Below are 21,935 nucleotides of genomic sequence, written 5' to 3'. Positions count from 1 at the left end.
TCATTGAGATGTGTCATAGTATTCGTCGTTAGAAAACAATTATTATGACATTATTTCAATGAGTTATCTATTTTTGTCGTGTACAGAGATGCAAATTAATAAAATTACGCGAATCTTATTTGTCTCATTTAGCTTGGGCATGGCCAGCTTTGCGCTCCGGGCAAATTCAACTACGCTTAGCGATTCAAACCCTCTCCCTGACCCGGAAAAATCGGCACCCTCGGGCTTACTGAACCAGATTCCACGCCTGATTGATGCCACACCGACTATTCTTCCTGAACAGTCAAGTGACGCGATTGTGCTCGCGACAGAGCAAACAGAAAACAACTCTTGGGCCGACCAGAAACAAAAAACGGTACGAGAATGGGCTGATCGTACCGCTCTCAAAATTGATAACTGGTTTGGTCAGCCCCATCCCGATCAGCCTGCCAAAGCCAGCTTGAGAGTTATCTTGGACAATAGCTGGGATAAATATGAAGATTATGAAATCAAGCCGCGTATCCGTGGAAAAATCAAGTTGCCCACCATGGAGCGTAAACTGAGTCTGGTGTTTGGTGATGATAGTCTGGACAATGAGCTGGACAGCAATGTGGCCATTACCAACGAAAATTTGAGTAATCCCAATAATCACGGCCTGGATACTAAACGTAGCCGGGAAGAAAATACCTCCTTCGCTTTACGCTGGTCCGAATTTTCCGAGCGTCTGCCTTTTGAAACCGATCTGGATCTGGGCCTGCGCTCAGGCGATGACTTATATGCGCGTGCCAAAATCAGTAAACAGTGGACCATGGACAACGATTATTTTTTCTATGCTGAACAGATTTACCGTTATGGAATTCAAAGTGAAAACTACTTAAGAACCAACCTTGAACTGACACATGCCCGTCCAAATCAGGCCTTTCTGTCCAATCAATTCAGCCTGACTTATGCAGATGAGCAAGATGATGATTTAAAATGGGATAACTATCTATTTAGGCAGCATCAGTTCTTCAAGGACAATCGTTTTAGTTATGGAATCTATAGCGGAGGTTATTTAAATGACAATGACCTGCGTCTGAATCGCTGGGGACCTTATCTGTCCTGGAGACAACCTTTTTTACGTGAATGGTTCTTTGTACAAACTGATGTCAACTATTTGAATGATCATCGCGAGAACCGCAGCCATTATCCCGGTGCCTCAGTCCGCCTGGAAGCTTTATTTTAAAATATCCAGCACCTTATCTATTGATGACCCGACAGAACCGAATTTTTAAGGTTACCTCGGCCCCTTAAGACCATGGATTGTAGCCTGATCCTGAGGACAAACTGCTCGCAAAATAAGGCGGTACCCTATTTATTTTAGCGGCATATTTCTTCCTTCCAGCGCTACCCGAGGTCAAATCTCCCCTACATTGAGCTCATCAAACTGGGGTATTTTTCTAGCCGCTCCTGTTGCTCGATCATGCCAGCACTTAAGCTGGCATCGAAACAGAAAATCCCTCCGAAGAGGGATTTTAACCTGATGAACTGATCGACTTAAGCCAGCAACAGGCTGTTAATACGCTTAACGTATTCAGCCGGATCTTCAGGCAGACCACCTTCAGCAATCACGGCCTGATCAAAGATCACATTGGCCAGATCATCAAACTGCTTGGAAGCTTCCAGTTTTTTCACCAATGGATGTTCCGGGTTAATTTCTAGAATTGGCTTGATATCAGGAACCGGCTGGCCTGCATCTTTTAGCATGCGGATCAGCTGCGGTGAGAGTTCGCCTTCTCCGGTGACCAGACAGGCTGGAGAGTCAACCAGACGGGTCGTCACCCGCACTTCTTTGGTCTTGTCTTTGAGTGAATCTGTCAGCTTGTCAACCACAGGCTTAAACTGGGCTGCTGCTGCTTCCAGTGCTTTTTTCTCTTCTGCATCCTGAAGATCACCCAGATCAACTGCGCCTTTAGACACATTTTGCAGCGGTGTACCCTCAAATTCATGCACGAAGTTCATCGCCCATTCATCTACACGTTCGGTCATGAGCAAGACTTCAATGCCTTTTTTCTTGAACACTTCCAGTTGCGGAGAGTTTTTCGCGGCATTCAAGCTATCAGCAGTCACATAATAAATCGCTTTCTGGCCTTCCTTCATAGCGGCTTTATAGTCTGCCAATGAGGTACTTACTTCATCATTATTCGATGTGGCATAACGCAGCAGTTTTAAAATACGGTCGCGGTTCCCCATATCTTCGCCTAAGCCTTCTTTCAGCACGGCGCCAAATTCCTGATAGAAGGTCTTGAATTTTTCCTGATCTTTTTCGTCTTCAGACTTCGCCAAAGCATCGAGTGTGGTCAGGATGCGACGGGTATTGCCTTCACGAATGGTTTTGACATCACGGCTTTCCTGCAGCAACTCACGGCTAACGTTCAATGGCAGATCGGCACTGTCCACCACCCCGTGTACAAAGCGTAAGTAGTTGGGAATCAGGTTATCTGCTTCATCCATAATGAAGACACGTTTTACATACAGCTTGATCCCGGCTTTGGCTTCGCGGGTGAAAATATCATGAGGTGCCTTGCTTGGAATATACAACAGTTGAGTATATTCAGTGCTGCCTTCTACACGGTTATGCGCCCAAGCCAGAGGTGCAGAGAAATCATGCGTCAGGTTTTTATAGAACTCGATATATTGTTCTTCGGTAATTTCAGATTTGTTACGGGTCCATAAAGCACTGGCCGAGTTAATCGCTTCCCATTCATCAGTTTTCACATATTGACCGCCTTGAGCAGTCTCACCTTCAGCAGCCTCTTCTTCCTGCCAGACTTCTTTTCGCATCTGGATTGGCAGGCTGATGTGATCTGAATATTTATTGATAATCTGCTTCACTTTATAGCTTTGCAGATACTCAAGCGCATCTTCCCGCAAATGCAGGATGATATCAGTACCACGGCTTTCTTTGGTGATCTGCTCAACCTCAAATTCACCCGTCCCTCCACTGATCCAGCGTACGCCTTCAGATGTGTCTGCACCCGCACGGCGTGATTCGACCGTGATTTTATCTGCCACAATAAAACCTGAATAGAACCCCACACCAAACTGACCAATCAGCTGGGCATCGGATTTTTGATCACCAGTCAGTTTGGACATAAAGTCTTTGGTGCCTGATTTGGCAATCGTACCCAAGTTATTAATGGCTTCCTGCTGGCTTAAACCGATGCCATTATCCGAAATAGTGATGGTTTTATGGTCTGCATCCAGACTGACACGCACCCGAAGATCAGGATCATTTTCATAATATTCAGGATGATTGATGCCTTCAAAACGTAATTTGTCACAGGCATCAGAAGCATTCGAAATGAGTTCGCGCAGGAAAATTTCAGGATTGGAATACAGGGAGTGCGTTACAAGATGTAGTAACTGGGCCACTTCTGCCTGAAAGCTGTGTTTTTGTGCGCTTGATTCGCTCATTGGTCACTCCTTTTATTTTTAAATACAGATCACAACTGTTGCCAATATGAATGGAGGGAGTTGGCCAATTTTCAATAGAAAAACTTAAATTTTTTCTGCCATAACGCTTTTAGCGCAGTCATTTGCATAAATTTAATTGAATTAGACCTTATCTTAATAAGGTCCCAACCTGTAAATCCGCTCAAAATGCAGATCCAGCTCCTGCTGGCGCATCGTATAAACCTGACTTAAACAGGAAACCGATTCCCGACAGCGATTACGGAATTGCAGCCATTTCACCTGGTCTCTCTGAATTACCGAACGGGTTCCCATCGGCACCAGACGGCGCAAAATATTATAAGTTGTACTCATTTTGACATCGGCATCATTGAGCGAAGTATGCTGACAAATGGCTTTTTCAGTAACTGTCTCGGCTTTATTACAATTAAAACTGGCAGCATGGCTCTCCATGACCATCAGACAGCTTACGATCACAAGACCCTTTAATAAAAAATTCATGTCAATTTTTCTCCTTATTATGAAGTCATATTCAATTAATATTTACTTTATGGATTCTAATATATTTAGATATAGCCAATCTGCTCAATCTTAATTCGTTATAAATCGTTGTTATTTTGAAAAAAAAGCCTCATCAACGATGAGGCTTTTGGAAAAACATATCCGAATTATGAAAGCTTAGAATTTGTAGCTATAACCTAGTGTATAGATTACTGGATCAATATCTAATTTAAAATTTTCGACTGCTGTTTCAACTTTTGGATTAAGGTCTGCATAACGTACATCTGCAAATACACCCCAATTTTTAGCATCTGCGGGTTGAAAGTTAAAACCAATTTGAGCAGCATAGCCAAAGTCCTCTTTAACTTTAACTTTAGTATTCGCTAAATCTCCTGAAGCTTCCTCATCCCAAGGAATAAATGCTGTCGCACCTACACCGATATAGGGGGTGAAAGCAGTTGAATTTTTAAAATTATATTTAGCTGTAATCGTTGGTGGTAAATGTTTTAATTTAACACCTGCTGTTGCTGCACCAGTCACATTTACATCATGGCTAATTGGAGTAGCTAAAAGTAACTCTGCCGAGAAGTTATCATTAAAAAAATATTCTACCGATGGTGTAAAAGCAAGCTCACTATCAGCTTCTACCGTCATAGTATCATTCGCGATCTGTTTGTCTTGAGTTGGAGCAATTGCAGAACCACCTACTTTGACCTGCCACTGGCCAGCCATTGCCGATGCAGAAAGACCCATTAATACAATTAGAGCAGTTTGCTTTAACATTTAAAAACACCCCTTTGGAAGATCAATTATAAAAAACAATCATTAATTAATAATAAACACGAGGAGAATTAATATGCAATAGTGATTATAATACAAAAAAATCAATATTATCTAAGATACTGTTATTTAAATTAATTTATTTTAAATAGACTAAATTGGTTGGTTTTATATTTTCAGATTTTCAATAATAAAAAACAGGATTTTATTCAGACTATAATACTCAGGATTTAATTAAAAAAGACTTAAAGATATATTTAAAATGCATTTTAAAAATTAAAATAAAATCTGCCCTAAATCAATTAGGGCAGATTTAAACCCTTTACAGGATCATAGCGGCAATCCAGCCAAAAATGATTAAAGGGATATTAAAATGGATAAAGGTGGGGATCACACTGTCTTTCATATGATCGTGCTGACCATCCATATTCAGGCCTGAGGTTGGTCCTAAAGTCGAATCTGAGGCTGGAGAACCTGCATCTCCCAGCGCAGCCGCAGTGCCAATAAGAGCAATGGTGGCAGCAGGACTAAAGCCGAACTGGATACACAGCGGCACATAGATGATCGCCAGAATCGGCACAGTCGAAAATGAAGAGCCTATCCCCAAAGTAATCAACAGACCAATCAACAGCATCAAAAAGGCAGCCAGAGCCTGACTGTTACCAATCCAGTTGACCGATGCTTCAACCAGAGCGGGAATCTGGTTCGTCGCGTCAATCACCGCAGCAAAACCTTGTGCAGCAATCATGATAAAGCCGACCAGCGCCATCATGCGCATACCAGTAATAATCACATCATCCGCTTCTTTCCATTTAAAGATACCGGCACAGCTTAAAATCGCCACACCGACCAGACCCGCCAGAATCATTGAATCGGAATATAGCTGTACGGCCAGAGTAGCAACAACAGCCAGGCCTGCCATCCAGATGGTAAATTTTGAAATTTCCGGCTTGACCTGCTGCTCTGCTATTCCCAATTCACCCGAAATACTCTGCTGTTCTTCGACATGAATATCCTGATAATAGCGCGGCTTGCGGTAGCTGATAAACATGGCCACCAGAAGGCCCACAAACATCCCGAAGACCGGGATCGCCATCGCTCTTGGGATCTGATCATAGCTGATCTCAAAACCATAAGGCTTACCAAAAGTATTGATATTCTGACCCAGAATATCATTCAGGAAGATGGCACCAAAACCGACCGGAACCAGCATATAGGTACCGACCAGACCAAAGGTCAGCAGACAGGTAATTAAACGGCGATCCAGACTCAGATGATTAAATACCAGCAATAACGGTGGAATTAGCACCGGAATAAAAGCGATATGTACCGGAATCATATTTTGCGAGAAGATAGCCGAGATCGCGACCGTACAGAAAATCAGATATTTCACCCGGTTTCGGGCCTTGAGGGAGACCTCACCTTTTAAGGTGCTGATCATCTTATAAGCCAGCAAGTCAGGCAGTCCAGAACGTGCCAGAGCGAGGGCAAATGCACCTAAAATACCATAGGCCAGGGCAATTTTGGCGCCTCCACCCAGACCATTGTTAAATGCATCTAAAGTTCCCTGAAGACCCAGGCCTGCCAGCAAACCACCCGTAACAGCACCAATGACCAAGGCAAAAACCACAGGCACACGCGCCAGTGAGAGTCCAAACATGACCCCAATAGCAGCAAGAATTGCGAACATAATGAATTGAAAATAAGAGAAAACGGCTATTTTATCAGAAAATCCGGATAAAAATTCCTCTCCTTATCCTTTCATCAGTCACGATTTTTCGCGCCCTATTTTATTGGCCTGAATCGATTTCTGCTGAATAAACTGGTCAAGATAATGAGCAACTTTCTCTGGCTGGCTGAGAATCGCCCAATGATTGGCTGCCAGTTCGACCCGGGAGAAATCTTCTGCCCAAACCTGTATTTCATCGACTAAATCCGGACCCACAAAGCTGTCATACTGCAGCACGATGGCCTGTACAGGACAAATAGCAAAACGCTGTCTAGGCCGGGTTAAACGGGGTAAAAAATTGGCCCGATACAGATTAATACCATATTTGCCATCTTTGACAATATTCTCATTTAAAGGCAAGTCATGACGATGCTCTAAATGGCTCACGACCTTATTCCAGCGTTGCGGGTTAAAACAGTTCCAGACAGCAGGCGCCAGCCAAGGCAATTGAAAAGCAGCGATATACCAGGACTTGCTGAGCTGCTTTAAAAAATTTGTCCGATTCTGCTTGAATTGCTTCCGCATCCAGAAAGCGGCATGATCCAGACAAGGCCCTGACAAGGTTGTATAAGATAGAATTCGCCCCTTAAATTCAGGGCTGGTGACTGCTTCCCAGGCCTGAATTGAGCCCCAATCGTGTGCTGCCAGATGAAAAGCCTGTCCGGGTAAAACGGAATCGACGATTTCTTGCAAGTCTTGGGCTAAGCGTGACAAACGATAGTCACGAATTTTTTCAGGTACACTGGACTCCCCTGCACCACGCACATCGTAACTCACAATAAAATAGTTCTCGCTTAAACAGGCAATAATCGGCTCCCATACCGCCTGATGATCCGGATAACCATGAATCAGTACCAGAGCGGGCTGCCCGGCCTGCCCCCAAGTCTTGACACATAGGCGTTGCTGATCACTGGTTTGCACCCAATGGGTTGATGTATTCATAGCAAATTCCTTTATTTTTATTGATCATTCTATTTACAAATTGATGTAATTTATCACTGCCAGCGTAGGCGGGTTGTTCTAGTATGCTGAGCTATACAATAAAAATGAATATCAATATGAGCCTGTTTCGAAAAATTCAGCGTTTTCCTTTCATTTCCAAATTTATTCTGAATCACTATCCCCCTTATCGGGGTGCCGGCATTGTGATTGATGAAATGAACTTTGCGGATTATCACCTCCGGGTAAAAATGCCCTTAACTGGCAAGAACCAGAATATCGTGGGGGTCCATTTCGGCGGTAGCCTGTATTCCATGGTGGATCCCTTTTATATGCTACTGCTCATGCACCATTTGGGCTCCAAATATATCGTTTGGGATAAAGAAGCCTGGATTCGTTTTTTGGCTCCAGGCCGTGGCACGGTACATGCCGATATCCGGATTTCTGCAGAAGAAGTGAATGCAATTATTGAGCTGGCAGCCAACCACCAGTCAGTTTATCGTCATTACCAGCTCAATATTTATGATGAGTCTGGTGTACGCATTGCAGAAGTCCAGAAAACAGTTTATATCCGGCGCAAGCAGAGCAAATCCAAACCTCATGCTGAATGATCTGGCCCGAACAAAGCCCAAATAAAATAAAAGCGCCATAAAGGCGCTTTTAGCTCTGCTCAACCGCTGTTTTAACGACGACGTTCCTGTTCGATCGCAGCACCTGCACCGCCACCAATTGCACCGCCAATGGCAGCACCGGCATTTCCACCAAAGATACTTTTACCCACAGCTGAGCCCACTGCCCCACCGACACCACTATAAGTCGCGTTACGGTTCGAGCCACTTTGAGATTTACTTCCTACGGCCGCACCAGCACCACCGCCAATGGCTGCACCAGTACCACCACCTACACTATTACCTACACCACCACCAATAGCACCGCCTAGTGCCGCTGCCCCAATACGTTGTTCAGAGGCACTCATGCTTTCACAACCTGCCAACATCAGGGTAGATAGTGAGGCAATTGCAATCATACTCATATATTTTTTCATGAGATTTGTCCTTTTGGCTATTTCTTACAGCATAGATGATAAGAATGAACTTAAAATCAGTGAAATGTTACTATTACAAGTTCTATTGCTGAAATTTGTAAAGAAAAAGCGTCAACTAATTTAAGGCTTTTAATACAGCAGTAGGGATGACTTATTTTGCTTCTGTCAGCACAACTACATCCTTGGTAGTAGTACCATTCTCCTGAACCACCGCATGAGTAATACTCTCAGTGCTGTTCGGATCTTTGAATTGATCAAGCTGAAGCGTTTTACGCACAGGCTCTTGTCCTTTCTTTAACTCTATCCCTTGAGCATCAATCGCCTTAGCTTCAGCAAGCACGACCCCCTCTTGAGTAACCTTTGATTTTATTTCAATTTTTGAGGTAGGCACAATTATGCTACCCGGCTGAATCACAGGTACAGACATTTTTTGCTCTGAAAATTGGCCAGCCTGGTCTTCCAATACTACATCTCGCGCCACCAGATCTTTACCACCATTTGAGACTTCAAAAATCGTGGCTTCCGTGGTGCGTACAGGTTGCTGACCTTTGATGGTACGAATAATCTGGGTTTTAACAATGGGCACCACACCTTTGTCTTCTAACACAATCGTATTTGGCATCGGTGCAGCCATCGTTTGGCTGGTCACTACAAATACACTGAGAGCCAGCAATTTTTGGATAAGTTTCATAGATGAATTCCCCTAGGTTATATTCGTAAATTATTACGTTAGAAAAATGAAAGAATTTGTGTACTTATATTTTCACTATAGGAAAAATGTGAAATTTATTAAAGCTTAAAGCGAGTTTTGTAACAAAAGGATAAAAAAAGCCACCCGGAGGTGGCTTTTTTTATTTATTTAAAGGACCAATTACAGACCGTTAAATTCATCATTGAATGCTTGGCTTAGCGCTTGATCGACATCAGAGAAGTCATTGTGCAGTTCAAATTCTGCAGCTTCCGCTTCCTGACGACGACGCTCGAGGTGATAAGCCAAACCTGTGCCCGCCGGGATCAGACGACCTACCACTACGTTTTCTTTCAGACCACGTAAATCATCTTCTTTACCGGTTACAGCCGCTTCAGTTAACACACGAGTTGTTTCCTGGAACGATGCAGCAGAGATGAACGAGTCAGTAGACAGCGACGCTTTGGTAATACCCATCAATTGGCGTTCATACTTCGCAGGGAACTTGTTCTGTGCCAGAACAGCTTGGTTCTCTTGCATTACACGGATGAAATCTACTTGCTCACCTTTGATGAAGCTGGTATCGCCACCATCTGTAATATCTACTTTACGCAGCATTTGACGTACGATTACTTCAATATGCTTGTCGTTGATTTTTACACCTTGCAGACGGTATACATCCTGAACTTCGTTCACGATGTAGTTGGTCAACGCCACTTCACCTTTCAGACGTAAAATGTCATGCGGGTTCTGTGGACCATCAGAAATAGTTTCACCACGGTTCACATGCTCGCCTTCGAACACGTTGATTTGACGCCATTTCGGAATCAGCTCTTCATATACTTCAGAGCCATCATCCGGTGTAATTACCAGACGGTTCTTACCTTTGGTTTCTTTACCGAAGCTGACAATACCAGACACTTCTGCAAGGATCGCATGTTCTTTCGGCTTACGCGCTTCGAACAAGTCCGCAACACGTGGCAGACCACCGGTAATATCACGGGTACGTGAAGATTCCTGTGGTACACGACCGATAACATCACCGACACCAATTGTTTCGCCGTCACGGACAGAAAGAATCGTGTTCTGTGGCAGGAAGTAGAACTGCTCGGCACCATCAACAGTATCTAATACCACTGCTGGACGTAAGTCTTTACCAGATACTGGACGTGCAGTCACTGGCAGGATTTCAACAGTAGTCATACCCGTTGCATCATCGGTTTTCGATGTTGCAGTTACACCGTCAGCGATTTGGCTGAAGCGAATCTTACCAGCAACTTCTGTCACCAGTGGATGTGTATGCGGATCCCAAGTCGCCACGATACCGCCTGCTTCCACAGTCTCGCCATCTTTCAGCAAAATAGACGCACCGTATGGCAGTTTATAGCGTTCGCGCTCACGGCCTAAATCATCCGCAATACCGATTTCACCTGAACGTGAAGTCGATACCTGGTGACCTTTGGCATGCTGTACAGTTTTCACGTTGTGGAAACGTACAGTACCTTTGTTACGAACCTGTACGCTGTTCGCAGCAGAAGTTCGGCTTGCCGCACCCCCGACGTGGAAGGTACGCATCGTTAACTGTGTACCCGGCTCACCAATCGATTGAGCAGCCATAACACCTACAGATTCACCTGGATTCACCAGATGACCCCGCGCAAGGTCACGACCATAACACTTCGCACATACACCGAAAGTCGATTCACAAGATACAACTGAACGTACTTTCACTTCGTCGACACCTTGCTCTTCTAGGAAGTTTGCAAGCTTTTCGTCGATCAAAGTGTTACGCGGCAGAATCACATCATCTGAACCGGCTTTCTTCACATCTTCCGCAACCACACGACCCAGAACTCGAGTCCCCAAGTTCTCGATCACGTCACCACCCTGAATGAATGGAGTCATTACCAGACCAGACAAGGTGCCACAATCCGGTTCCGTAATGACCAAGTCTTGTGCAACGTCAACCAGACGACGTGTCAGATAACCCGAGTTCGCAGTTTTCAATGCAGTATCGGCCAAACCTTTACGCGCACCGTGCGTCGAGATGAAGTACTGCAGTACGGTCAAACCTTCACGGAAGTTGGCTTTAATTGGGGTTTCAATGATCGAACCATCCGGTTTCGCCATCAAACCACGCATACCCGCCAACTGACGGATCTGAGCTGCGGAACCACGGGCACCGGAGTCAGACATCATATAGATCGAGTTGAATGATTTCTGTTTCTCGTCTTCACCCTGTTTGTTTTTCACGGTAGTGAATGACAAGTTGTCCATCATCGCTTTGGCAACTTGGTCGTTGGTACGCGCCCAAATATCGACCACTTTGTTATAGCGTTCACCAGCAGTGACGAAACCTTGTTCAAACTGTTGTTCGATTTCACGAACTTCAGCTTCAGCTTTACCAATGATAATTTCTTTTTGTGGCGGAATGACCATGTCTTCCATACCTACAGAAACACCTGAACGCGTCGCTTGACGGAAGCCCAAGTACATCAATTGGTCAGCAAAAATAACAGTATCTTTCAGACCCAGCTTACGGTAGCAAGAGTTGATTAACTTAGAGATGTTCTTTTTGGTCATCTCCACGTTAATTTGCTCAAAGCTTAAACCTTCTGGCACCACTTCCCACAGCAGACAGCGACCAGGCGTGGTATCAACAATAATTGTTTGTTGTTCACGTTCGCCATTTTCATTAATTACAGTCTGGTGTACACGGGCTTTAACACGAGCGTGCAGGTCAACCTGACCTGTTGCCAATGCGCGGTTGACTTCATGCGTATCCGCGAACACCATGCCTTCACCTTTGGCATTCACTGCATCACGAGTGATGTAGTAAAGACCCAAGACCACGTCCTGAGACGGTACGATGATCGGCTCACCGTTGGCTGGAGACAGAATGTTGTTGGTTGACATCATTAACGCACGAGCTTCTAACTGAGCTTCAAGTGTTAATGGAACGTGGACCGCCATCTGGTCACCGTCAAAGTCGGCGTTAAACGCAGCACAGACGAGCGGATGCAGACGGATTGCCTTACCTTCAATCAGAATCGGTTCAAATGCTTGCAGGCCTAAGCGGTGAAGAGTTGGCGCACGGTTCAACATCACTGGATGCTGACGAATCACAGAAGCCAGTACATCCCAAACTTCTGGAGTCTCGCGCTCCACCATTTTCTTCGCAGCTTTAATGGTGGTGGCTTGGCCAGATGCTTGCAGTTTCGCGAAAATAAACGGCTTGAATAATTCAAGAGCCATTTTTTTCGGAAGACCACATTGGTGTAAACGCAGGTTTGGACCAACAGTAATTACCGAACGGCCCGAGTAGTCAACACGCTTACCAAGTAAGTTCTGACGGAAACGACCCTGTTTACCTTTGATCATGTCTGCCAAAGATTTCAATGGACGTTTGTTTGAACCAGTAATGGCACGACCACGACGACCGTTATCTAACAAAGCATCGACAGACTCTTGCAACATACGTTTTTCGTTACGTACGATGATGTCTGGTGCTGCAAGGTCAAGAAGACGTTTCAAACGGTTGTTACGGTTGATCACACGACGGTAAAGATCGTTCAGGTCAGATGTCGCAAAACGACCACCTTCAAGCGGAACCAATGGACGAAGATCAGGTGGAAGTACTGGAAGTACAGTCAGTACCATCCACTCTGGCTTGTTGTTTGACTCTTTAAACGCTTCCATCAATTTCAAACGCTTAGACGCTTTTTTCAGCTTGGTCTCTGACGTTGTGTTTGGAATTTCTTCACGCAGACGTGAAATTTCGTTTTCAAGATCGATGTCTTTCAACAAATCCTGAACAGCTTCTGCACCCATTTTCGCAGTGAATTCATCACCGTGTTCTTCTAGCGCATTGAAGTATTCTTCATCGTTCAGAAGCTGGTATTTCTCAAATGGCGTCATACCTGGGTCAGTGACCACATATGATTCAAAATACAATACACGTTCGATATCACGCAGTGTCATATCTAATAACAGACCGATACGGCTCGGCAGTGATTTCAGGAACCAGATATGCGCAACTGGAGATGCCAGTTCGATGTGACCCATACGCTCACGACGAACTTTAGCAGTAGTTACTTCAACGCCACATTTTTCACAAATGACGCCTTTGTATTTCATACGCTTGTATTTGCCACACAAGCATTCGTAATCTTTAACTGGACCAAAAATTTTGGCACAGAATAAACCATCACGTTCAGGCTTGAACGTACGGTAGTTAATGGTTTCCGGTTTTTTAACTTCACCATGAGACCACGACTTAATCATTTCTGGTGACGCAAGACCAATACGGATGCGGTCAAACTCTACAGGAGCATGACCGTCTGAATCCGTCTTTTTGCGCATGATATCGAGCAAGTCTTTCAATTTTTTTCTCCGTGTGTTGTGGAGATTTTCACTACACAACTGGGTCACAAATATTGTTTTTAACTGAATATCCTCCTTCAGTCCCCCCTTTATTACAGGAGGGAAGCTCCAGAGCGCATTAAGCGCCGGAACTCCCCTTTTTTTAAGGGATCAGGAGGATTAATGGTTATTTAGTCACCATTTTTCAGTTCAATGTTGATACCTAAAGAACGGATCTCTTTGGTCAATACGTTGAACGATTCAGGCATACCTGGATCCATGTAATGGTTACCATCTACAATATTCTTATAGATGCGGGTACGACCTTCAACGTCATCCGACTTCACAGTGAGCATTTCCTGAAGCGTATATGCTGCACCGTATGCCTCTAGCGCCCAGACTTCCATCTCACCGAAACGCTGACCACCGAATTGTGCTTTACCACCCAGTGGCTGCTGTGTAACAAGTGAGTAAGAACCTGTAGAACGTGCATGCATCTTGTCATCCACCAAGTGGTTCAGTTTCAGCATGTACATATAACCTACTGTTACAGGACGGTCAAAACGCTCACCTGTACGGCCATCATAAAGTACAGTTTGACCCGTACGTGACAAGCCAGCCAGCTCCAACAACTCTTTGATCTGACCTTCTTCAGCACCATCAAATACTGGTGTTGCCAAAGGAACACCTGCACGCAGGTTGCCAGAAAGTAACAAGATTTCATCATCGGTTAGGCTATCAAGATCTTCTTGCTTACCACCGACCTTATTGTAAATCTTGTCCAGGAATTCACGCAGCTCGGCAATTTGACGCTGTTCTTTCAGCATCTTGTCGATCTGGTCGCCCAGACCTTTCGCCGCCATACCCAAGTGAGTTTCCAGAATCTGACCTACGTTCATACGAGATGGTACACCGAGCGGGTTCAGTACGATATCAACAGGCACACCGTTGGCATCGTGTGGCATGTCTTCTACCGGCAGGATGTTAGATACTACACCCTTGTTACCGTGACGACCCGCCATCTTATCACCTGGCTGGATACGACGTTTGACCGCCAGATAAACCTTAACAACTTTCAGAACACCCGTTGTGAGTTCATCGCCTGTAGACAGTTTGCGTTTCTTCTCAGCGAATTTCTCATCGATCTCGAGGCTCTTCTCTTTCAAGAACACCTGGATCTGGGTTAAACGTTCTGCAATTGCTTCATCTACCGGCTGGATTTCAAGCAGGTCAACCAGCTCTAAACCAGACAATACATCTTCAGACAGTTTATCGCCGCGTTTAGTGGTACCGCCGCCATTCGATTCCTGACCTTTCAACAGGCGAACAATACGTTCACGTGCCGCTTCTTCAAAGATTTTATATTCTTCTTTCAAATCTTTGCGGTAAGCGTCCAGCTGTGCTTTTTCAATTGCTTGAGCACGGTCGTCTTTTTCCAGACCATCACGTGTAAACACTTGAACATCGATCACGGTACCTTTGGTGCCTGATGGAACGCGGAGTGATGAATCTTTCACATCAGCTGCTTTTTCACCGAAGATTGCACGTAGCAGTTTTTCTTCCGGAGTAAGCTGTGTTTCACCTTTAGGCGTTACTTTACCGACCAGGATATCACCTGCAGTTACTTCAGCACCGATATAAACAATACCAGACTCATCTAGCTTAGACAGAGCCGCTTCACCCACGTTTGGAATATCAGCAGTGATTTCTTCCGCACCCAGTTTGGTATCACGTGCAACACATGATAATTCCTGGATGTGAATAGACGTTAAACGGTCTTCCTGAAGTACACGCTCAGATAGCAAGATCGAGTCTTCGTAGTTGTAACCATTCCAGGTCATGAACGCGACACGCATGTTCTGACCCAGTGCAAGCTCACCACCATCCGTCGAAGGACCATCAGCCAGCACATCACCACGGCCTACTTTATCACCTAGGCTCACCAGAACTTTCTGGTTGATACAGGTGTTCTGGTTCGAACGCGTGTATTTGATCAGGTTGTAAATATCTACACCTGCTTCGCCCGCCACCATTTCGTCTTCATTCACACGAATAACGACACGAGAAGCATCAACAAATTCAATACGGCCACCACGTTTCGCGATCACACATACACCAGAGTCATGTGCTACGTTCGCTTCCATACCGGTACCAACCAGTGGCTTGTCAGCGATTAACGTAGGAACAGCCTGACGCTGCATGTTTGAACCCATCAATGCACGGTTGGCATCATCGTGCTCAAGGAATGGAATCAGTGATGCGGCTACCGAAACGACCTGTTGGGCAGAGACATCCATATGTGTCACTTTTTCTGGTGGAATTCGTACAAATTCACCTTGGTAACGTACAGATACGAACTCTTCAGTCAGGTTACCGTTTTTATCTACTGCAGAGTCAGCCTGTGCAATCACAGTGCCTACTTCTTCAATTGCAGACAGATATTCAACTTCCTCTGTTACACGACCATCCACGACTTTACGGTATGGTGTTTCCAGGAAACCGAAGTTGTTACATTTTGCATAAACTGAAAGCGAGTTGATCAAACCAATGTTTGGACCTTCAGGCGTTTCAATTGGACAGACACGACCATAGTGAGTCTGGTGTACGTCACGCACTTCAAAGCCAGCACGTTCACGTGTCAAACCACCTGGCCCAAGCGCGGATACACGACGCTTGTGGGTAATCTCGGACAACGGGTTGTTCTGGTCCATGAACTGGGACAACTGGCTTGAACCAAAGAATTCCTTGATCGCAGCAGCCACTGGCTTCGCATTGATTAAGTCTTGCGGAGATAGGTTGTCAGTTTCAGCCTGTGATAAACGCTCTTTTACCGCGCGTTCTACACGTACCAGACCTACACGGAACTGGTTCTCAGTCATTTCGCCTACTGAACGCACACGACGGTTACCCAAGTGGTCGATATCGTCGACTTCACCTTTACCGTTACGGATTTCAACCAATGTTTTTAATACATCAGTGATATCTTCGTTCGACAAAATGCCTTCAACTTCACGTGACTTCTGGTCTGTACCGACTTCGTAAGGACGACCCAAACGACGGTTAAACTTCATACGACCTACTGGAGACAGGTCATAACGCTCAGACGAGAAGAACAGGTTATTGAACAGGTTTTCAGCCGCTTCTTTTGTTGGCGGCTCGCCTGGGCGCATCACTTTATAGATTTCAACCAGGGCTTCTTCACGGCCGGTTGTGGTATCTGCACGCAAAGTATCTGCGACGAAAGGACCACGGTCGATATCATTGGTGAACAGAATGTTAAACTGCTTCACACCGCCTTCAGCAATTTTGACCATCACTTCATGGCCAAGTACAGTATTGGCAGCAATCACTTCCCCATCTTTCAGGGCAATGTCTTCAGCCGTAATACGCTCATACAGGTATTCATCAGGAACTGAAAGCTTGGTCAGGCCAGAAGCTTCCATTTGACGAACATGACGCGCGTTGATACGTTTACCTTGTTCAACAATTACTTTGCCATCATTATCAGTGATATCGAACTGAGCCATTTCACCGCGCAGACGCTCAGGAACCAGGTCAATCTGGTAGCTGCCCATATCCAGATATACAGGTACTTTCTCGTAGAACATGTCGAGAATCTGTTCGTTGCTATAACCTAAAGCACGCAGTACGACAGTCGCCAGCAATTTACGACGACGGTCAATACGTACATAGACCAGATCTTTGGCATCAAACTCAAAGTCTAACCATGAGCCACGGTAAGGAATAATACGTGCAGAATAAAGAACCTTACCACTAGAATGAGTCTTGCCTTTATCGTGGTCGAAGAACACACCTGGTGAACGGTGCAATTGCGACACGATGACACGCTCAGTACCATTGATCACAAAAGTACCGTTATCTGTCATCAGTGGCATTTCGCCCATGTAGACTTCTTGTTCACGTACGTCTTTAATAGATTTCGTTTCACGATCTTTCAGGATCAAACGAATTTTTACGCGCATTGGTGCGGCATAAGTTGAGCCACGAAGAATACATTCGCGTACATCAAACTCAGGCTTACCAAGACTATACTCAACAAATTCTAAAGCAGCATTGCCAGAATAACTTTCAATAGGAAAAACTGAACGAAATGCGGCTTGGAGACCGATATCTTCGCGGTTTTTTGGTGATTTGCCATCTTGTAAGAATGTTCTGTACGAGTCGACTTGAATCGCGAGCAAGTACGGAGCATCCATGATGTTAGGCAATTTACCAAAATTCTTACGGATCCGTTTCTTTTCGGTATATGAGTATGCCATCTGGAGTCCTCGGAAAGTGTAAACCAAGCCCGCCTGCAGAACGGACTTAGAAGGAATTACGCCGGCCAATATGGCCACCACTGTTTACAAATGCTGCAATTTTTAGTGGTATTAAAACGCTTAACAATATTTTTTTACCGAAAAATATTGTTAAGCGTTTGTGTACATTATGTTTATTTTTAATTTGTATGATTTTTATATCATGCAAACAAAAATCGAGCCGATTATTGTAACGCAAAAAGGCTGATGACCCAATAGCCATCAGCCAATTTTTGGAGCCGATTACAAAAAACCCGACTCCCTTAAGAAATTACTTAAGTGTAACTGTAGCACCAGCTTCTTCAAGTTTCTTCTTAAGCTCTTCGCCTTCTTCTTTAGAAACAGCTTCTTTGATCACTGAAGGAGCGCCTTCAACTAGATCTTTAGCTTCTTTAAGACCAAGGCCAGTTGCTTCACGAACTGCTTTAATTACAGCAACTTTGTTCGCGCCGAAAGAAGTCAACTCAACGTTGAATTCTGATTGCTCTTCAGCAGCAGCACCAGCAGCGCCAGGAGCAGCAGCAACAGCTACAGCAGCAGCAGAAACGTTGAATTTCTCTTCAAAAGCAGAAATAAGTTCAACAAGTTCAAGAACAGTTTTTTCAGCAACTGCGTTTAGGATTTCTTCGTTAGTTAAAGCCATGAGAATAACTCCAAATGGAAATTGAATGGTGTGTAAATTGATTTAAGCTTATGCAGCTTCTGACTCGTTTTTCTCTTTGAGCGCAGTAATAAGGCGACCCAATTTCGAAATAGGAGCTTGAAGAACGTTTGCAAGCATAGTAAGCGCTTTTTCTTGGTTCGGAAGGTTTGCGATAACGCTAACTTCAGCACCTTCATAAACCTTACCGTCAAATGCAGCAGCTTTAAGTTCAAATGCTTTGTTAGTTTTAGCAAATTCTTCGAACAAACGAGCAGCAGCACCCATGTCGTCTTCAGAAGTTGAGAAAGCCAAGATCGTTGGGCCAACAAGGTTGTCATTCAAGATATTGAATTGAGTATCTTGAAGAGCACGTTTAGCCAAAGTATTACGTACAACACGTGTAGCAACACCCAGTTTACGCGCTTCAACACGTAGAGCAGTTAACTGTCCTACGGTTAAACCTTGATAGTCAGCAACAACAGCAGCATACGCAGTAGAAGCGACTTCAGCGACTTCAGCTACGATCTGTTTTTTGCCTTCGATAAGAAGAGCCATTGTAAAACCTCCTAACGGTGATTTATGTGCTTACGCGAAGCACACTCCCAATTCGTTAACCCATCACTGGACTAACACGCGGAGGATGAACAAATCACACCACCGCGTCTACGCGGGCTGGGCTATTAAGAGCGGAGCATAAAACTCCGCCCGCCCGCGGTCTTTGACGCTGATAAATTTTCATTTATCAATTCAAAGTTTGCCTAAATTATCCCCTCTCCTTGTAGGAGAGGGCTAGGGAGAGGTTTAACCCTCTTCCTGACCTTCTCCCAGAGGGAGAAGGAGACATCTTCAGGGCTTTAAAATTCTTTCTTAATCAGCGAGATTAAGCAGTAACGTTTGCCACATCAACGATCAGACCAGGACCCATAGTTGAGCTCAAAGTGATCTTTTTGATGTATACGCCTTTAGAAGTCGCAGGTTTTAACTTTTTCAAGTCAGCAACCAAAGCTTCAACGTTTTGACGAACCGCTTCAGCAGAGAAACCTACTTGACCGATTGCAGCGTGGATAATACCTGCTTTGTCTACGCGGTAACGTGCTTGACCAGCTTTTGCATTTTTAACTGCAGTGGCTACGTCAGGAGTTACAGTACCCACTTTAGGGTTTGGCATTAAGCCACGTGGACCAAGGATCGTACCCAGCTTACCTACAACGCGCATTGCATCTGGAGCAGCAATCACAACGTCGAAATCAAGGTTACCCGCCTGGATGCTTTCAGCCAGATCGTCGAAACCAACAACGTCTGCGCCTTCAGCTTTAGCCGCTTCAGCAGCAGCACCTTGAGCGAATACAGCTACACGTACAGTTTTACCAGTACCTGCAGGAAGAGTCGTTGCACCACGCACAACCTGGTCAGATTTACGAGGGTCAACACCCAGGTTTACTGCAATATCCAAAGATTCTTTGAATTTAGGAGCTGGAAGGCTCTCTAAAACTGCAACAGCTTCTTCTAGCGTGTAAACCTTGTTCGCTTCTACAGCAGCCACGATCGCTTTTTGACGTTTAGTTAATTTAGCCATGTCTTAAAGCTCCACATCCAAGCCCATAGAACGCGCAGAACCAGCAATGGTACGTACACGTGCGTCTAAATCAGCACCAGTAAGATCTGGTTCTTTAGTAGTCGCAATTTCTTCGATTTGAGCACGAGTCAACTTACCAACTTTAGTTTTGTTAGGTACAGCTGAACCCTTCTGGATACCCGCAGCTTTCTTAAGAAGAATCGCAGCAGGTGGAGTTTTCATGATGAATGTGAACGACTTGTCGTTGTACACAGTGATCACGACTGGAATTGGCAGACCAGCTTCAAGTTTTTGTGTAGCAGCATTGAATTCTTTACAGAATGCCATGATGTTTACACCACGTTGACCTAGTGCAGGACCAATCGGTGGAGATGGATTCGCTTTACCAGCTGGAACTTGCAGCTTGATATAGCCGTCAATCTTCTTAGCCATTTCAAATTACCTCTGGGTACAAACGCCGATGAAGGCTCCCCAACATTTACGCAACGCTACCGTTACAACAACAATGCCCGAGCTTAAAAAAGTCGGGCGCTTTCAACCAAGACCAGCTAGATTGCTTTTTCGACTTGACGAAATTCCAATTCAACTTGAGTTGGTCGGTTAAATACATTAATCGTCAACGTTAAACGTGACTTTTCGTAAAGAACTTCTTCCACCACGCCTTTAAAGTCAGTGAATGGACCGTCAATTACAAGTAATTCTTCGCCTGGTTCAAACATCGTCTTCGGACGAGGTGCTTCACCAGTATTGCGTACACGCGCCAGAATCGCATCAGCTTCTTTTTGCGTAATTGGAGCTGGCTTTTCTGCCGTACCCCCAATAAAGCCAAGGACTTTTGGACACTCTTTTACGATATGCCAAGTATCATCATTCATTTCCATTTCGACCAATACATAGCCTGGAAAGAACTTACGCTCTGATTTACGTTTCTTGCCTTCCTTCATCTCTACCACTTCTTCGGTAGGAACAAGGACTTCACCAAAGCTATCGGCAACAGCGCTACGCTGGATTCGATCATTAAGCGAACGCATCACTTGTTTTTCATAGCCTGAATAGGCATGAATAATGTACCAACGTTTCATAGCTCTCTTACCCGATAATAAACTTCATTAACCAGCCTAAAATATAGTCAAAACACCATAATAAAATGGCTGCTACAACTACAACTACAAGGACATGCCAAGATGTGGTCACGGTCTCTTGTTTGGTAGGCCAGGTTACTCGACGTAACTCGATTCGTGCATCTTTAACAAGACGAACAAAGCCTTTGCCTTGATGGGTGGCGTATAATAAACCGAATGCCACAACGATACAAGCCAAAATTACCCCAACACGCACCCAAATATCATTCGCGGGTGCCCAGTATGCAGGTAAATATTGGTTTACCATCATCGCACCTACCAATAAAATCAAGGCGATAATCCACAGAACCACGTCCAATGGAGAACCTGAACTTACATCTACAGCAGGATTATTTCTTTGAGGAATTGCCGCTTCGCTTAATGCGTCGCGTGATTTATCATTCGACATTTTTGTACTCGTCGTAGGTTTCGCGACTTATTATATGACCAGTTTTGCCGACATCAAGCGTCTTTAAAAAAAACTTGGCAGGCCAGGAGGGACTCGAACCCCCAACATTCGGTTTTGGAGACCGACGCTCTACCAATTGAACTACTGGCCTGTAAAACAAACTGGAGCCTAAACCCCAGCTTGTTTTTACTATTCTATGATTATGCAGTTACTTTAGCAACTACACCAGCACCCACTGTACGACCACCTTCACGGATCGCAAAACGCAGACCTGGGTCCATTGCGATTGGGTGGATCAGTTCTACTGACATCTCAACGTTGTCACCAGGCATAACCATTTCCACACCTTCTTTCAACTGGATCGCACCAGTTACGTCAGTTGTACGGAAAT

General features: G+C 44.8%; 17 protein-coding genes, 1 tRNA gene and 1 pseudogene. 2 read left to right on the top strand and 17 right to left on the bottom strand.

The features are described from left to right. Nucleotides 1–88 precede the first annotated feature (88 nt). Complete coding sequence (locus tag NI467_RS12860) at nt 89–1,204, top strand: hypothetical protein (RefSeq protein ID WP_253153297.1); 1,116 nt, start codon at nt 89–91, stop codon at nt 1,202–1,204. Nucleotides 1,205–1,515: 311 nt separating this feature from the next. On the opposite strand, the gene htpG is transcribed toward NI467_RS12860, so the two are convergent. From htpG to NI467_RS12835, 5 genes are all read right to left on the bottom strand, one after another. Continuing rightward, a complete protein-coding gene (gene htpG / locus NI467_RS12855; RefSeq protein WP_253153295.1) occupies nt 1,516–3,435 on the bottom strand; it encodes a molecular chaperone HtpG in 1,920 nt (639 codons plus the stop codon). Nucleotides 3,436–3,588: 153 nt separating this feature from the next. Beyond that, nucleotides 3,589–3,933, bottom strand: coding sequence for a lysozyme inhibitor LprI family protein (locus NI467_RS12850; protein WP_174659176.1), 345 nt, complete (start codon nt 3,931–3,933; stop codon nt 3,589–3,591). Between the two features lie 177 nt (nt 3,934–4,110). Next, nucleotides 4,111–4,716, bottom strand: coding sequence for an OmpW family protein (locus NI467_RS12845; protein ID WP_151205013.1), 606 nt, complete (start codon nt 4,714–4,716; stop codon nt 4,111–4,113). A 319-nt stretch (nt 4,717–5,035) separates the two neighbouring features. After that, nucleotides 5,036–6,403, bottom strand: a complete 1,368-nt coding sequence (locus NI467_RS12840; RefSeq protein WP_151207413.1) for a Na+/H+ antiporter family protein — start codon at nt 6,401–6,403, stop codon at nt 5,036–5,038. Between the two features lie 78 nt (nt 6,404–6,481). Continuing rightward, a complete protein-coding gene (locus tag NI467_RS12835) occupies nt 6,482–7,384 on the bottom strand; it encodes an alpha/beta fold hydrolase (protein ID WP_174659175.1) in 903 nt (300 codons plus the stop codon). A 116-nt stretch (nt 7,385–7,500) separates the two neighbouring features. On the opposite strand from NI467_RS12835, the gene NI467_RS12830 reads away from it, so the two are divergent. Further along, nucleotides 7,501–7,992, top strand: coding sequence for a DUF4442 domain-containing protein (locus NI467_RS12830; protein WP_174659174.1), 492 nt, complete (start codon nt 7,501–7,503; stop codon nt 7,990–7,992). Between the two features lie 71 nt (nt 7,993–8,063). On the opposite strand, the gene NI467_RS12825 is transcribed toward NI467_RS12830, so the two are convergent. The 12 genes and pseudogenes from NI467_RS12825 to NI467_RS12770 form a co-directional block, all read right to left on the bottom strand. Further along, nucleotides 8,064–8,426, bottom strand: a complete 363-nt coding sequence (locus NI467_RS12825) for a DNA transfer protein p32 (protein ID WP_151207419.1) — start codon at nt 8,424–8,426, stop codon at nt 8,064–8,066. Between the two features lie 151 nt (nt 8,427–8,577). Further along, nucleotides 8,578–9,117 carry a hypothetical protein gene (locus NI467_RS12820; RefSeq protein ID WP_253153294.1) on the bottom strand — a complete coding sequence of 180 codons (540 nt, stop codon included), beginning with the start codon at nt 9,115–9,117 and terminating at the stop codon, nt 8,578–8,580. Nucleotides 9,118–9,297: 180 nt separating this feature from the next. Then, nucleotides 9,298–13,497 (bottom strand): DNA-directed RNA polymerase subunit beta', encoded by a 4,200-nt coding sequence (gene rpoC, locus NI467_RS12815; RefSeq protein WP_151207423.1) that lies wholly within the window; start codon nt 13,495–13,497, stop codon nt 9,298–9,300. Between the two features lie 170 nt (nt 13,498–13,667). Next, entirely contained in the window at nt 13,668–17,756 is a 4,089-nt protein-coding gene (gene rpoB, locus NI467_RS12810; protein WP_151204488.1) for a DNA-directed RNA polymerase subunit beta, read from the bottom strand. A 310-nt stretch (nt 17,757–18,066) separates the two neighbouring features. Beyond that, nucleotides 18,067–18,438 (bottom strand): 50S ribosomal protein L7/L12, encoded by a 372-nt coding sequence (gene rplL, locus NI467_RS12805; RefSeq protein WP_151204489.1) that lies wholly within the window; start codon nt 18,436–18,438, stop codon nt 18,067–18,069. Between the two features lie 48 nt (nt 18,439–18,486). Further along, a complete protein-coding gene (gene rplJ / locus NI467_RS12800) occupies nt 18,487–18,993 on the bottom strand; it encodes a 50S ribosomal protein L10 (RefSeq protein WP_151204490.1) in 507 nt (168 codons plus the stop codon). A gap of 325 nt (nt 18,994–19,318) precedes the next feature. Then, nucleotides 19,319–20,014 carry a 50S ribosomal protein L1 gene (gene rplA / locus NI467_RS12795; RefSeq protein WP_151204491.1) on the bottom strand — a complete coding sequence of 232 codons (696 nt, stop codon included), beginning with the start codon at nt 20,012–20,014 and terminating at the stop codon, nt 19,319–19,321. A 3-nt stretch (nt 20,015–20,017) separates the two neighbouring features. Then, a complete protein-coding gene (gene rplK / locus NI467_RS12790) occupies nt 20,018–20,446 on the bottom strand; it encodes a 50S ribosomal protein L11 (protein WP_151204492.1) in 429 nt (142 codons plus the stop codon). 116 nt (nt 20,447–20,562) lie between these two features. Continuing rightward, nucleotides 20,563–21,096, bottom strand: coding sequence for a transcription termination/antitermination protein NusG (nusG, locus tag NI467_RS12785; RefSeq protein WP_253153291.1), 534 nt, complete (start codon nt 21,094–21,096; stop codon nt 20,563–20,565). Between the two features lie 7 nt (nt 21,097–21,103). Next, nucleotides 21,104–21,544 (bottom strand): preprotein translocase subunit SecE, encoded by a 441-nt coding sequence (gene secE / locus NI467_RS12780; protein ID WP_151207427.1) that lies wholly within the window; start codon nt 21,542–21,544, stop codon nt 21,104–21,106. 75 nt (nt 21,545–21,619) lie between these two features. Continuing rightward, nucleotides 21,620–21,695 (bottom strand) — tRNA-Trp (locus tag NI467_RS12775). Nucleotides 21,696–21,744: 49 nt separating this feature from the next. Next, nucleotides 21,745–21,935 (bottom strand): annotated as a pseudogene (locus NI467_RS12770) (elongation factor Tu); the annotation flags it as partial.

This window comes from Acinetobacter sp. S4397-1, from assembly GCF_024129285.1.
Classification (GTDB): domain Bacteria; phylum Pseudomonadota; class Gammaproteobacteria; order Pseudomonadales; family Moraxellaceae; genus Acinetobacter; species Acinetobacter lwoffii_C.
Note: the sequence above shows the minus strand (reverse complement) of the source record. Positions and strands in the feature narration are given on the sequence as shown.